The 14,308-nt window shown below is 50.8% G+C and carries 10 protein-coding genes, 1 tRNA gene and 1 pseudogene; 8 read left to right on the forward strand and 4 right to left on the reverse strand.

Features of this window, described 5'->3' with window-relative positions; genetic code table 11:
* Positions 1–2: 2 nt before the first annotated feature.
* A pseudogene (selB, locus tag FCL42_RS22085) lies at positions 3–1,817 on the forward strand (selenocysteine-specific translation elongation factor); the annotation flags it as partial.
* Positions 1,818–1,886: 69 nt separating this feature from the next.
* Here selB and FCL42_RS21705 read toward each other — a convergent pair.
* Positions 1,887–1,981 (reverse strand) — tRNA-Sec (locus tag FCL42_RS21705).
* A 140-nt stretch (positions 1,982–2,121) separates the two neighbouring features.
* Between FCL42_RS21705 and fdhD the strand changes: the two genes are divergently transcribed.
* A complete protein-coding gene (gene fdhD, locus FCL42_RS10440) occupies positions 2,122–2,958 on the forward strand; it encodes a formate dehydrogenase accessory sulfurtransferase FdhD (RefSeq protein ID WP_136863363.1) in 837 nt (278 codons plus the stop codon).
* Positions 2,959–3,388: 430 nt separating this feature from the next.
* Positions 3,389–4,042: a hypothetical protein gene (locus FCL42_RS10445; RefSeq protein ID WP_136863364.1), complete on the forward strand. Its 654-nt coding sequence runs from the start codon at positions 3,389–3,391 to the stop codon at positions 4,040–4,042.
* 96 nt (positions 4,043–4,138) lie between these two features.
* Here the strand turns inward: FCL42_RS10445 and FCL42_RS10450 are convergent, their stop codons facing one another.
* Positions 4,139–4,612 (reverse strand): cupin domain-containing protein, encoded by a 474-nt coding sequence (locus FCL42_RS10450; RefSeq protein WP_136863365.1) that lies wholly within the window; start codon positions 4,610–4,612, stop codon positions 4,139–4,141.
* A gap of 98 nt (positions 4,613–4,710) precedes the next feature.
* Positions 4,711–6,600, reverse strand: a complete 1,890-nt coding sequence (locus FCL42_RS10455; protein WP_136863366.1) for a multiheme c-type cytochrome — start codon at positions 6,598–6,600, stop codon at positions 4,711–4,713.
* A gap of 287 nt (positions 6,601–6,887) precedes the next feature.
* Here FCL42_RS10455 and mog point away from each other — a divergent pair, with 287 nt between their 5' ends.
* From mog to FCL42_RS10470, 3 genes are all read left to right on the forward strand, one after another.
* On the forward strand, positions 6,888–7,421 hold the full coding sequence (mog, locus tag FCL42_RS10460; protein ID WP_136863367.1) for a molybdopterin adenylyltransferase: 534 nt from the start codon (positions 6,888–6,890) through the stop codon (positions 7,419–7,421).
* Between the two features lie 220 nt (positions 7,422–7,641).
* Complete coding sequence (locus FCL42_RS10465; RefSeq protein WP_229359834.1) at positions 7,642–8,379, forward strand: response regulator transcription factor; 738 nt, start codon at positions 7,642–7,644, stop codon at positions 8,377–8,379.
* Positions 8,376–9,710 (forward strand): ATP-binding protein, encoded by a 1,335-nt coding sequence (locus tag FCL42_RS10470; RefSeq protein WP_136863368.1) that lies wholly within the window; start codon positions 8,376–8,378, stop codon positions 9,708–9,710. Before FCL42_RS10465 ends, FCL42_RS10470 begins: the two co-directional genes overlap by 4 nt.
* 394 nt (positions 9,711–10,104) lie before the next feature.
* On the opposite strand, the gene FCL42_RS10475 is transcribed toward FCL42_RS10470, so the two are convergent.
* Positions 10,105–12,189, reverse strand: coding sequence for a TonB-dependent siderophore receptor (locus FCL42_RS10475; protein ID WP_136863369.1), 2,085 nt, complete (start codon positions 12,187–12,189; stop codon positions 10,105–10,107).
* Positions 12,190–12,589: 400 nt separating this feature from the next.
* Between FCL42_RS10475 and FCL42_RS10480 the strand changes: the two genes are divergently transcribed.
* A complete protein-coding gene (locus FCL42_RS10480) occupies positions 12,590–13,219 on the forward strand; it encodes a glutathione S-transferase family protein (protein ID WP_136863370.1) in 630 nt (209 codons plus the stop codon).
* 216 nt (positions 13,220–13,435) lie between these two features.
* On the forward strand, positions 13,436–14,185 hold the full coding sequence (locus FCL42_RS10485; protein ID WP_136863371.1) for a hypothetical protein: 750 nt from the start codon (positions 13,436–13,438) through the stop codon (positions 14,183–14,185).
* Positions 14,186–14,308: the final 123 nt, after the last annotated feature.

Below are 14,308 nucleotides of genomic sequence, written 5' to 3' on the forward strand. Positions count from 1 at the left end.
TCATGGTGACGGCCGGTCACGTTGACCACGGTAAAACCACCCTGATTCGGGCTCTCACGGGCACCGATGCCGACCGACTGCCGGAGGAGAAACGCCGGGGCATGACCATCGATTTGGGTTATGCCTTTATGGCGATACCGAACCAACCTCCATTGGCCTTTATCGACGTGCCGGGTCACGAGAAATACATCAACAACATGTTGGTTGGCGTCAGTCACGCCCGCCACGCACTGCTGGTGATCGCCTGCGACGATGGCGTAATGCCGCAAACCCGAGAACACCTGCAAGTGCTGTCGCTGCTGCAGATTCAGTCTCTGACGCTGGTGCTGACCAAGCGAGATCTGGTGGATGCCAACCAAGCTCAGCAGGTCGCCCAACAGGCTCAGCTGCTGCTGCAAAGCTATCGAATGTGCGCCAATCAGGTTTTTGAATTCTGCCCCAATGACGATGCCGCCTTAACTGCCCTTAAGCAGCACATTCAGCAGTTAGCTCAGCACCATGGCGCCAACACAGAACCCCAGCAACAGAACTTTCGCATGAGTTTGGACAGAGCCTTTACCATCAAAGGCGCTGGCTGGGTTGGCACCGGCACCGTCATCAGTGGCCAAGTGCAGGTTGGCGATCTGATCTACAGCTCAGGTCAAGCTGGTGCCCTGCGAGTTCGCGGTATTCATTGCCAAGGACAAACTAGCGATACCGCCAGCAGTGGTACTCGGGTGGCTCTGAATCTCGCAGGCGTCAGCAATCATCGCCCCCTGCAGCGGGGCGATTGGCTTTGCAGTCTTAAGCAGCCAGAGCCCTGCCCCAGACCCGTAGTCACCATCCGCACCTTTGCTCCAATTAATCACTGGCAAAGCGTGCACTGTTTTCATGGGGGCGACCACACCTTGGCGCGGGTCTGTCTGCTGAATGAAGCCAGCGATGAATCAAACGGATTAGCGGAGCTGGTGCTCGAAAAGCCGATGCAGCTCTGTCAGGACGACCCCATCATTCTGCGTCATGCCGATGGCAAGCAGACCTTAGGTGCCGCCCGAGTGTTGGCGCTCACCAGCCCCAATCGCAAAAAGCGCACCCCTGAGCGCCTATCGCTACTGACGGCTCTGGCCCAGACCTCCGATGCCGCCACGGCCATTAGTCTATTGGCACAGCGTCAGGCGCTGGCGAATGACGACCTATGCTGGCGTTGGCAGATGAGTCCTCAAGGCGTTAGCCAACTGGCACACACCATGGGACTTGAAACCATTGGCGACCACTTGGCATCAGCCGCGCTCCTTGATCAGCAACAACAGAACTTGGTTGAACATCTCAGCCAATACCACCAAGCCCACCCCGATCAGTTGGGGCTGGGTCGTCAGCGGTTACTCAGAATGAGCCACTGCTCACTGCCAGAACCGGTGGCACTGGAGCTCATAGGCCGACTTACGGAGCAGGGTGTCATGCAGACTCGAGGCTCTCTGCTGCAGCTTCCTGAGCATCAGACCACTCTCAGTGAGGATGCCCAGCGCTACTGGCAGCAGCTAGCGCCTAAACTGGCGCAGGCGACCACACCGGTGTGGGTTACCGAGATGGCCGAGTGGGTCGATGCCTCACCGGCAGAGCTGCGGCCAATCTGCTTCCAACTGGTGCAGCAAGGCTACATCACCGCCGTGATCAAAGATCGTTACCTGCTGACCGACACCCTGTGCCATTTCGCCGATCTGATTCGCTCCCACATGGACAGCGCATCCGCGCTGGAGACCAGCGAATTTAAAGCCATGGTCAACATGGGACGTAAGGTCAGCATTCAGGTGTTGGAGTATTTCGATCGCAGTGGATTTACTCAAAGAAAATTCCGCAGCAATTGCCGCAAGATTCGAGACAGGGAATTGTTTAAATCAGAAAGGGAGTGGCGGAAGAACATAGGAGTCGAACCTACCTGGGACTGCTGGCAGCCCCACCCGGATTTGAAGTCCGGACGCCTCACCGGAGACGAAGTTCTTCCTTCAGAAGACGGGAGAACAATAATAGCCACCGCGTAAGTTAGCAATACAAATTTATATTTAATCCTGGGTTAGTGATTTATATCTCACTTTAAAATCCGGGACAGACACCTATTACCTTTCACTTATTAAAAAGACTGTTATGGACAATATAAATACAGAAGTAACATCAAAGAAAGACATTATTCTTTTTGAAAAAAATGGCATCTCTAATTTAACTGATTTTGTTGCTAATGAAGTTCGTGTGGCTCTGGTTTATAACGGCGTTTCCCATACGGTAATGTTGGCCAGCCCTAGAGATCTAGAGGCGTTTGCCATTGGCTTCACTCTGTCTGAGCGCATTGTTGAACATACCGACGAGATCAAAGGCATCGATCTGGAGTACGTCGAATCCGGCATCATCATCCATATAGAGATCACCCAGCGTCGCTTCGCCGCGCTAAAGCAGATGCGCCGTAACATGGCCGGTCGTACCGGCTGTGGACTGTGCGGCGTGGCGCAATTGGATGAAGCGGTGAAACCAGTGATCCGTTTGGACTCCGATGCTCGCTTTAATATTGAGAACATCGAAAACGCCCTCAGTGGCATTAAAGACAACCAGCAACAGTTTGAGCTTACCGGCGCCACTCACGCTGCAATGGGCCTAGATGCCTATGGCAACATCATTGACGCCTATGAAGACATTGGCCGTCACATCGCTTTGGATAAGCTGATTGGAGCTAGCCACCTCAACCAAACGCCGCCACCAAACGCCGTCCTATTGACCAGTCGAGTCAGCTTTGAAATGGTGCAAAAAGCCGCCAGCGCCAACATTCAAATTCTGTTTGCCCTATCCGCGGTGACCTCACTGGCCATCGAACTGGCTCAAAAAAGCAACATCACCCTAGTGGGATTTTGTCGTCAGAATCGGGCAACCATCTATTGTCATGAGTTTCGATTTGAGCTGGAAAAACCCGCCAGTTTGGCACAAGTTGTGTAAAGGGAGGCTAGAGGCTAACAAGCGTTCACACTCATTTTTGCATCGAGAGTTGGCCATTCTAGCTTTAAATTTATTCGCGCATGTCATGGAGATGGGAATAGGGGTTCTATATGGTACAACTTGATTCACTTTATCAATTTAAAAGTGAAATACAGGTAAATGAAAAAGCCAAAAATTCTACAATTCACTATTCATCACTTTATTTCACAGAATGAGTGAGGCTGTATTATTAGCAACTTTAATGGGGTGTTGACTCCGGCTTAGCTCTTTGTTTTCTCTAATTCTAGACTTTGATAAATTTAATTGGTGGGAACATATAATAACAGTGTTAATATAGCGCCATTAACGATGATCTAGCCACCAGCGCAGTAACCGTAGTTCGCCAAAACCAAACCGCTACGATCCGCTTTGACGCCACTCAGGGGGATTTATGTCCGCAAAATCGATTAGCACCGTTCTACTTGCCTTAAGTTTAGGCTATTTGGCCTTTCAGATTGGTAGGGTGGTGGATGAGGTTGCGAACGTCAGGCAAGCCCTTCCCCCATTGATGGTGCAGATTCAGAATATTGAGCAATCTGCTCAGTTACCCCTGATACTTGAACAGGTCGAACTGGTCGCAAAGGCAATACCACCAACGGTGGATACCATTGATAAAGTGCAGCGCCAAATTCCACTGATCGTCGATGAGGTGGCCAATGTACGACACCTAGTTCCATCAATTTTAGAAGAAACCGCCCACATCCGCCGCGTCCTTGATGATGTGGTCGCGGAATCTACTCAGCTTCGTTCCAGTATCGATAATCAACTGCCAAGCATTACCAACAGCGTAGATGGTGTCACCACCCAAGTACCTTTAATTTTGGCCGAATCCGAGAAGATCCGACAGCAGGTTCCACAGGTACTGCAAAGTGCGGATCAATTGTTAGATAAAGCTCAGAGTGTGTCTCAGGCCGCGGGAAAAGAGGCGGCTACAGGCGTGCTAAAAGGCTTTATTTCTGCCCCTGTCAACCTAATAGAAGGGGGTATTGATCAGGTAAGAGAACCCATTCAAAAAACACTCGAAGAGACGCAAGAACAGAATTAGCGTCTTCACTAAATCCTATGGACTCTCTTTATAAATTACGGGTAAAGATGTGCCAACCAGAGCAAGGCGCTGTTAAAGCGCCTCCCCCCTTAACGGCTATCGAGTTAGCTGAGTAATGACCTCTTGATGCTGAGGATACAGCTCCAGTAACTCCTGCCGTTCAAACAGCTCGAAGTCCCCAAAAGTAAACCCTGGTGACACCATGCAGCCCACCAATGAGTAACCGGGACGGTTCATGGCCGAGCCAAAGATAACCCCTCGGGGCACCAACACCTGAGGCCGCTCGCCGTTCGCCAGATCCATACCCAACTGCACCTGCTCTAAACGACCATCGGGATGGATCATGCTGATGGTCAACGACTTGCCGCCGTGGAAATACCACATCTCATCGGCGGTCAAACGATGAAAATGGGACACTTCGCCACACTTCAGTAAAAAATAGATGCTGGTCCACAGCGCTCGACTGTCATCAAAAGCCTGATCAGACACAAAACTTGGGGCGTAGTAGCCCCCTTCAACATGGGGCTGAAGCTGGAGAGATTGGATAAGTTGGTCAGCGGTTTGGGTCATACCATAGTGCCTAAAAATCAGTGTAAGTACCCCCGATTCTTAAACATTTTCTTAGACAAAAAAAGGGCCTCATACGAGGCCCTCTATTCATAGTCACATTACTTGTTCATCTGCTGGCGAATCAGCTTAGAGTGAGTAATGTCATCGGGCGCGTCGGCATTAAGCTTCTTCGCTTCAGCGGCGTGGCAGGCGATGCAGGTACCCACACGCTGAATCTTCTGCTGCTCCGCTTTATTGAACGGACGAGCACCTTTGTGGTTGGTGGCCTGCAGCTGCATGCCCTGCTCATCCACGATGCGCTCCAGTTCGAAGTCGATGGGCGCTTCACCATCAGGGAAGTTACGCTGAATGTCATAGATACCGCTGCCTACGCCCCACACTTTCGGGTTGGTGTGACAATCGGTGCAGGTACGAGACTGCTTGCTGGTGGTGTGCGGCACAATCGGGTTATGCGCGATGCCACTGGTGCCATCTTTAGTGGTGTAGGTTTTATTCGAGATAATCCCCTGCTCCCCATTCACCTGAGTCAGGAACACCTGACAGCCAGGTACATAAGTCGAAACCTTACCACGATGGTTAATGCCCAGCGCTGGGCTGTCCCAACGAACGTAGCTGCGAGACTCTTTCCAAGCAAACGCATCACCGGCGCGGTTGCTCTTATGAGACGCTTTGGAAGGATCGCCGCCGGGCTTGGCAGTTAGCCAATCACCGGATGACTTGCCGATATCTTGCTTAGCATGACAGCCGTAACACTGAGGTGCCCAGGCACTGTGGCAGGTGTGACACTCCAATTTCTCCATGTGAACAGGAATGTCGACCATGGCAACCTTACCTTCTGGCGACAGTGCCAGAGGCAGACTCTGCAGCTGGCCGTTTTTCTCCTCTGCTGGCATCAGTTGAGGCACTTCCAAGGCACGATCTTGACCTTTGAGGTTAATAATCACCTTGTCACCTTGGCGCTCAAGGTGATCCATAGGATCCCCATGAATGGTTGCCAGGGTAGCTGGGGACTCGGTGGTGCCGTGACAAGTTTCGCAGCGAATCTCTAGGGCGTACTCTTTCTTCTCGTACAGATAACCGTCACCGTGCATTTCGTTCTTGGTGTGACAATCCACGCACGTCAGGCCAGCGTCATAGTGAAGGTCTGCCTGCAGGAAGTTGTAGTGCTTCCCGTGCAGCTTGCCCTGCTTACCGCCATTTTCTTTAAATGGAGTACCGTAGCCGTCTGACTCCATCATGCCCGCATAGCTCATGCCGGTACGACCGCCACGGTTATGGCAGTGCTGGCATTGTGTTACCGAAGGCACTCGACTCATCTTGTGCATTCTAGGGCGATCTTTCTGCGTCTTATCAATGGCTTTGTCTCCACCTTCATAGGTGGCGGCATTGGAGTATTCCACATGGCAAGCCGCACAGCCGGAGGCGCGATAGTCGCCATCACGTTGATGACCATCACTCCAGATGTGACAGCGCAGACATTGGTTACGCAGGTAATCATCACCGATGGAGTTGGTGTCTGACTCCGGTTTGGTTGGGTCATAGCTTGGCAGTTGGGTTAGCTCAGCGACGGTACCTTCACGACCGGTCTTCAATGCTTTGACGTCATAGGTAGCGTGGATGGAGTCACGAGTCTGGGCACCGAAGTCATACCGAGTGCCAGAGATCTTGCCGGCGCTGGTGGCGTGTAGGGAGGTTTTGGCGTTGGCCACCTCCTTCTTATGACATTTGCCACAGGTTTGATCCACCACCCGCAGATCCGTGGGGTTGGCCCACATCTCCTTGTGCGCCAGCTCAAGCTCAGTAGCTTTACCATCACCATTGTGACACTTGGTACACGACAGTTTGCTCATCACCTTGGTATCGGAAAACTGCTCGATCCCCTCGTGACAAGACAAGCAGCCTTTATCGCTATCCCACGCAGCATAAGCCGGTGCCATCAAGGCAGCCGCTAAGCCACAACCTGTTAAAATTTTTGTTAAATAGTTCATCATCACCCCTAGCTTTTAAGAAGCTTTTTCGTTAGGCGAGATCAGTCTACCCCTACTACTTTGGTGATACTTTGATCCTGTTTCGTATTTTTGGTAACCATCAAGAAACAGAAAAAAAACACTTATTTGATGAAAGATTTAATTAAAGTCACCAGCGAGTCCTCTGTTTTTTAACATCGCTACCGCCTCCTCCAAGGAGATGAAGCGGAAAAAATATGTTTTCCAACTCACCATGCTTTATGCTTCTGCTAGAAAACTTTTCAGTACGTCGTTAAAGGATTTTATTCATGACCATCGCCAAAATCGGCATCGTGACCGTCAGTGACCGCGCCAGCGCCGGCATCTACGAAGACATCTCTGGCAAAGCGATCATCGACACCCTAAATGAATACCTCACCTCAGAGTGGGAGCCTGTGTATCAGGTGATTCCCGATGAGAAGGATGTGATTGAATCCACCCTAATTAAGATGGCCGATGACGATGGCTGTTGCCTGATTGTGACCACTGGCGGCACCGGTCCTGCCAAGCGCGACGTCACCCCAGAAGCCACCGAAGCGGTGTGCGATCGCATGATGCCAGGCTTCGGCGAGTTGATGCGCGCCGAATCGCTGAAGTTTGTCCCAACCGCCATTCTGTCACGTCAAACCGCCGGTCTGCGTGACGACTCGCTGATCGTTAACCTGCCAGGCAAGCCTAAATCGATTCGCGAATGCTTAGATGCGGTGTTCCCTGCCATCCCTTACTGCATCGACCTGATGGATGGCCCGTTCTTGGTTTGTGATGAAGCGGTAATTAAGCCATTTAGACCAAAAGCCAAATAGGATCTGAGCACGAATTCCGGCGCCCCTGAGTTTACTCAGTGAGGCGCCTTTTTTATGGCTGAGCCTCCCGCCAGTTAAGCCCATGAGTGCCGATCCTGGTCACACTTCCTCGCTTATCCCACTTCATAGATAACGATTAAAAATGAATCGCATTTAGATTTCGGGCAAAATTGGAAGCCTTGTTGCAATTCACTAACCATCGAACGTAGGAAATGAGCCAGTGAGCCTTCAATTGGATCAAAACTCTCAACTCAGCGCCCTTAAAACCAAGCGCTATGCCGACCTTCTCTTGGTTGAAGACGACCTCGAGATTGGTGAGTCTTTGGCCAACACCCTGCGTCAACGGGGCCATCGAGTTGAGCTAGCGACCGATGGTCATCAAGGCTTAGTACAGGCACTAACTCGTGACTATCACCTAATTCTATTGGATAAATTGCTGCCCAAACTGGACGGCTTTGAGCTGTTAAAACGGTTAAGACAAACCAAAGATACTCCAGTGATCATGCTCACCGCCTGTGGCGATGAGAATCAGCGCATTGCCGGCTTTATGGAAGGCGCCGATGACTATCTGCCCAAGCCATTCAACCTAACTGAACTGATGCTGCGCATTGATGCCCTGCTCAGGCGCAGTAAACAATCCGCACCGGTAAAACAGGAAACTCATTCTCTTAGCGATGGCGAGTTGCAACTGGACACCAAGACCCGATGTGCCAGTTGGCAAGGACAGGAGCTCAACCTGACTCCCATCGAATATCATCTGCTCGAAGTGCTCATGAACCAGCGCCACGAGGTACTCTCCAAGCAGTTTTTGTATCAGGAAGTTCTAAACAAGCCCTACGGCCGTTATGACCGAAGCTTAGACATGCACATCAGTAATCTGCGCGGAAAGCTCAGCGCCTTGATGTTAGACACAAAACGCATTCGCACCGTTCACGGCAAGGGATATCGATACCAATGAATCGGCGCCTGTTTCTGCGTATGTTCGCCTGGCTACTGATTGTGGCCATGGGCACCTTTACCTTAAGTCATAACCTAGCTTCATCCTTAAACAGTTCACTCACTCGGCTGACACCAGAGCATCAGCAGCAACTGTTGGACTATGCTGAGCAAGCCGAGTACTACTACCAGCATGGACAGCTGGATAACATTAGCCAGCTCACCGCTAAAATCGCCGCCGAGCAAGGAGCTTGGTCAGCCTTAAGAGCCAGTAACGGCACCCAGTACTCTTATCAAGCCCTGCCAGCACACCTTGCGGATACTTACGATTTTCGTCGCAAAATCACCTCACCGGTCCACACCTTTTTTACCAACCTAGTGATCGGTATTCCGTTTAAAGATGGCGGCAGTTTTGTCATTGAACTGCCCGCTCATATGTACCCACAATACGATGTTGAGTTGATTCGGTTACTGCTAACCTTAGTGGTTCCCACCATTGTACTGTTGTTATTCTGCTGGTTTCTGTATCGCTATATTATGCGGCCCATTGAGGCACTGAATCGGGCGACCATCGCCCTTGCGAACGGCAACTTAAACAGCCGCGCCAGCATCCAACTACCCAAAAACCGCAACGACGAGATCACCCAGCTAGCGGACTCTTTTGACAGCATGGCAGACCGTTTACAGCAGTTGATTACCACTCAGCGCCAACTGCTTGGGGATCTGTCTCATGAGCTGCGTACTCCATTAACCCGCATCGATTTGGCCATTAACCGCTGCAAAGAAACCTGCCAAGAGCATCCAGAGCAACACCATCGCATCAACCATGAACTGCAGCGAATTAATGCCTTAATTGAAGATGCTCTGACCTTAGCGTGGCTCAGCGAAGAACCGAAGATTGCCAACGAAGATAACTTCGACCTCGCCAGCTTGTTGGACGTGATTGTTGAAGATGCGGCCTTTGAATACCAAAACCACCGGATTGAGCGCCACTACCAACACTGCCCAATTGAACAGGGCAATCAACGCATGTTGGCACAGTGCATCGAGAACGTACTGCGAAATGCACTTAAGTATTCACCACAGCACACAACCGTTACCGTATCCTGTGAATTAGACCAGGCTCACTATCTTCTTAAGGTGTGCGATCAGGGGCCAGGGGTTCCCAAAGCCAACCTAACCGACATCTTTAAGCCCTTTTACCGTCAAGATAAAGCCCGTTCAAGGGAGATAGATGGTTTTGGCCTTGGGCTTGCCCTGGTTAAGCGCCAGATGGAAGCCATGGGCGGCAGCGTTGAAGCCCGCAACCGTGCCCATGGGGGATTGGAGATGCAGCTGCGAATTCCACGCTAGCTGTCGCCCCATGGCTCTGCAGTAAAACGCCTCATCCAGCGAGGCGTTTTACTGCATCTCTTCGGTCCCCTCTAGAGTTCATTCTTTAAATTAATCTCAGAGATTCAACCCGGCGGCCCCTCTAGCCTTTGTCATCAAACGGCTATCGCTCTTGCAACCAGAGGTTGCAATCAACGCTCCTTAACCCTCATTTACCCCGCCTATTCATAGCCCTAGCCATGCTCACCAAGCAAAACCGATAGACCGGTAAACCACACAACTGGTTTAGTTCAGGACAAGACAAATCAGTGTGTGACGCAAAAATGAGCACAAAGGGTCAACATTCTCTAAGGGCCAAGCACAAAAAAGCCGCTGCGGTGGCAGCGGCTTTGGATTGTGCTTAAAGGAGGTTGACTTAGAAGGCCGCCGTAATCGACAGGTTGAAGTTGCGATCTTCACCGATGGCCACTTCGTCGTAGTCACCACCACCTAGGTAGTCTTCGTCAAACAGGTTTTCGACGTTGAAACGAATATCGATGTCAGCGTGCTTGGTTGGCAGCTTGTAGCTGGCACCCAGATCAAAGCGTACGTATCCGTCTTTGGTGATGGTGTTGGCGGTATCGGCAAAACGCTCACCCACGTAGATTGCGCCCAAGTTCAGAGCCAAATCATCGTTCAGCTCGTAGCGGGTCCAAGCGTTGGCACTCCACTCTGGCGCATCAATCGGACGATTACCCTGCAAGCTGGTGTGCTTGGTGTATTCCGCATCTAGGTACATGGCAGACGCCGACACAAACAGCGAATCGGTTGCGCGGCCCTGAGCACTCAGCTCGAAACCTTTGTGTTGCTGCTCACCATCTTGACGAGTTTCATCGGTGTAATTTGGATCATCAATCTTGTGAGTCAGAATGATGTCCTCTTTGGTGATATCGAAGTACGCACCGGTCAGCATCAGATGGCCATTAAACAGCTCCGCTTTGGCACCCAATTCGTAGGCCTTCGCGGTTACAGGATCCAGATCCATGCCATCGTTGCGGTCATCTTCGTTATTCACTTGCCCCTGAGGCTCAAAGCTCTCAGAGTAGTTGGCGTAGATGGACACATTATCAATCGGCTGATAGATCACCCCGAAACGTGGCAGCACACTGTCGCTGTCGTCGCTTGAGTTATCGGTATCTTTATCCAGCTCGTCATAACGAACCCCTACCAACACCTTCCACTGCTCGTTAATGGTGATCAGATCCTGAAGGTAGACGCCATAGTAGAGGTAAGGCGTACCTTCGTAAGGGGTAGCCGTGTTGTAGTCCAGATCCGGAGCGGCCACTGGGCTGCCATTGGTGACAGTTTGAGTAGCGCCTTTTTCGCGTAACTGGGTGTAGGAGTAATCCAAACCATTGGCACCAAACAGCACCTGATGCTCGATCTCTCCAGTAGACAGCTCTGCGGTGAAATCAGCATAGAAGGTTTTCAGTTGCCAATCGTCGTGACGGTCAAACGGCTTGATGTCGTAGGTGCCTGTTTGCGCATCATAGGTTTTGTACTGAGCCGCAGAATCGAAACGGTGACGCTCAAATTTCTGGTGGTTGTAGCCGGTCTTCAAGGTCAGGTTGTCTGCCAAGAAGAAGCTGGCATCGAAGCCGTAGTTTTCTGCAGTAACGTCGATCTTAGCCCAAGGTTGGTCCCAAACTTGGTCTTCGCCGCCAATCAAGTTGCCGTCGGCATCCAACCAGCCACCAACATCGATACCGGCCTCATCTTCCGTACGGTCATAATGCACGTTGATGGTCGCCCAGTCACTGATGTCGCCCTCTAGCTGTACAGAGCCTAAGAAGCGGTCGCGTTCGTTCTGCTCACCGTTCTGGTACTCACGCCACATCTTTTCGTCTTGCTTCACCAGCACAGTGCGGCCACGAAGTGTGCCCTCTTCATTCAGGGCACCGCCCACATCCAGCTGATACCGCATAGAGCCTTGATCGTCAAAATCGGCCGCCACTTCAGCAAAGCGCTCAACGGTCGGCTTCTTGGTGACCATGTTGATCAAACCGCCTGGCGCAGATTGACCATACAACATGGAGGATGGCCCCTTAACCACTTCAACACGCTCCAAAATCTCAACGGGATGCATGTAGTGAGACCATACTTGTTGACCATCTTTCAGGTAACCAGTACCGGTATTCAGAGGGAAACCACGCAGGCTGAACTGCTGACGGTTCCACTTTTCACTGCCTGCGGTTACCGAAGAATCGTTGGTCAACACCTTGCCCAGGTTGGTGGCAAGCTGCTCATCAATAACGATCTCTGGAATTACGGCGACGGATTGTGGAGTGTCCATCAAGCTAATGTCACCACGCAGAGCACCTGATGCACTGCCATTTTTGTAGTCGTTAAAGCCACTGGCAGTCACTTCGATGCGCTCAACATCTTTATATTGATCTTGCTCGGCGGCAACCACTCCGGCAGAGGCCATCAACATCGCCATTGCGATTGGAGATAGTTTCATTACAGGTACTCCGTGAAATCTCTTACTGAAATATTGCGGCGAACTGTAAATGCTAACGATTCTCACTGCAATAACTTGCTAACACCTCAGCACAAGATCACGCAGAGTTTGTGAAGCCCTAGATAAGACTGATTTTCATTTGTAAATATTGTAAGCATGGACTTGCGTTTACTGCCTTATGAAGGCTGCTAGCCAAAACCATCGCCACCAACATGCTGTCTTTTTTGACATCAAGATGAATTGCGCGCAATATAATTGCAAAACATAAACCTGCTAGGCGCGGTTTGTCTTTGGTGATGAAAGTTAACGCAACCACAACCAACTTCCGACGTAAAAATGGGCACCAAAGATCACCAGTTGTTAACTCTCGACACTTTTTACTTGGACGAGGAACCGAACCATGATCACCCTACATCACCTAAACAAATCCCGCTCTAAACGCATTATCTGGCTACTTGAAGCGCTTCAGGTTCCTTATCAGATCAAGGCCTACCAACGAGACAAGCAGACCAAACTGGCCCCGCCAGAACTCAAGCAGGTTCATCCACTGGGTAAATCTCCGGTCATTGAGATCGATGGCCAAATTCTGGCTGAATCAGGTGCCATTACCGAGTATCTCGCGGATCGCTTTGGTCACCATGAGCTGGTTCCCGCTAAAGACTCGCCAGAGTACCCACGCTATCTTCAGTGGTTGCATTTCGCCGAAAGCTCCGCCGCTTTACCGCTGCTGCTGCACTACTTTTTGCTGATGGATGGTACCAAGACTCAGTTTTTGGACGGTTACAGCAAACAGGAGGTTGCGTTGATTCTCGGCTACCTCAATGACCACCTAAGTCAACAGGAGTGGTTATTGGGCTCTCAGTTCTCCGCCGCAGATATTCTATTGTCATTTATTGTTGAGATTGCCAATGAGCTCAACCTGTTAGGAGACTACCCTGCACTGCAAAGCTACTTGATTGCGCTACTCAAAATGCCAGCCGCCCAAAAAGCTGCAGAGCTGGAGCAACATTACGACAATGACCTGCCGTAGCGGCGAATTTACTGAATATCGTAAAAACAAGCCGTTGGCACGGCTTGCTTGCGTGTTTTTAAATCAATCTGCATCGCCAATATGAAATAACGTAACGGATTATCGCTTTTCCGCAGCTGTCTCAATCCTTTCACGAAATTTCGTTTAAAACAGCGTATTCATACCGCTGGTACGCTATTTGCTGTCTCCTTGAGGTGACTAACTCAAGGACTCTTAATGACCAAAATAATAAGCTCAATGTTGATTCTAATGAGCAGCCTTTGCCTCTCCCTACCATTGATGGCCAGCACCGATACCCGAGCCGAAATCGGCTATATGGGCTTTGAATCCCATACCCTAGAACGCAATCCAGGCGCGTTCGACCAACCCTATCTGTTATTAAGCCATCAACAGCCTCTGGCCAATCAAAGTTTGTTTACTTCCGTGAAGTTGGAGAACCCTGGACGCCTAGTGCAGGATCAGCAGCATCACAGCGGTCGACAGGCGGCTAAGCTTTTTGGTCGCTATCAGCCTCAGGCGACCGGCCAGAGGGGGCTGTGGCTACAGGGGTTTTCGATGCTGAGTGAGAATATTGTGGAGAACAATCTGTTCATGGGGCTCAAGCAGGGCAATCGCATTGGCACCGTCGACATGAAATTCGGCGCCGGCGCCCACTATTCATTTGGCCGTTCCGAATTCTCAAAGCAGGACTATGCCGCTTGGTCAGGCATGGTAACCACGGTGCAGCTAAACTGGCGCTACGCCAAATCCAACTTGAGCTTAGACTGGATTGGTCACTATTTCAGAGACGACAAACACATGGACACCTTTGGCTATCATGGTCACGGCCAGCAACTGACACTGGCGGCCAATCAGCCATTGAGCGAAAACTGGCAATTTCAAAGCAAGCTAACGGGCTATAAAAGCCTAGGTGCCAACCCCAATGACGGCCTTGAATATGCCGTAGGGATAAATTATCGCTTCTAATGATTGAGCGAAAACTGGCAATTTCAAAGCAAGCTAACGGGCTATAAAAGCCTAGGTGCCAACCCCAATGACGGCCTTGAATATGCCGTAGGGATAAATTATCGCTTCTAATGAGCGACCACA

This window comes from Ferrimonas aestuarii, from assembly GCF_005116665.1.
In the GTDB taxonomy this organism is placed as follows: domain Bacteria; phylum Pseudomonadota; class Gammaproteobacteria; order Enterobacterales; family Shewanellaceae; genus Ferrimonas; species Ferrimonas aestuarii.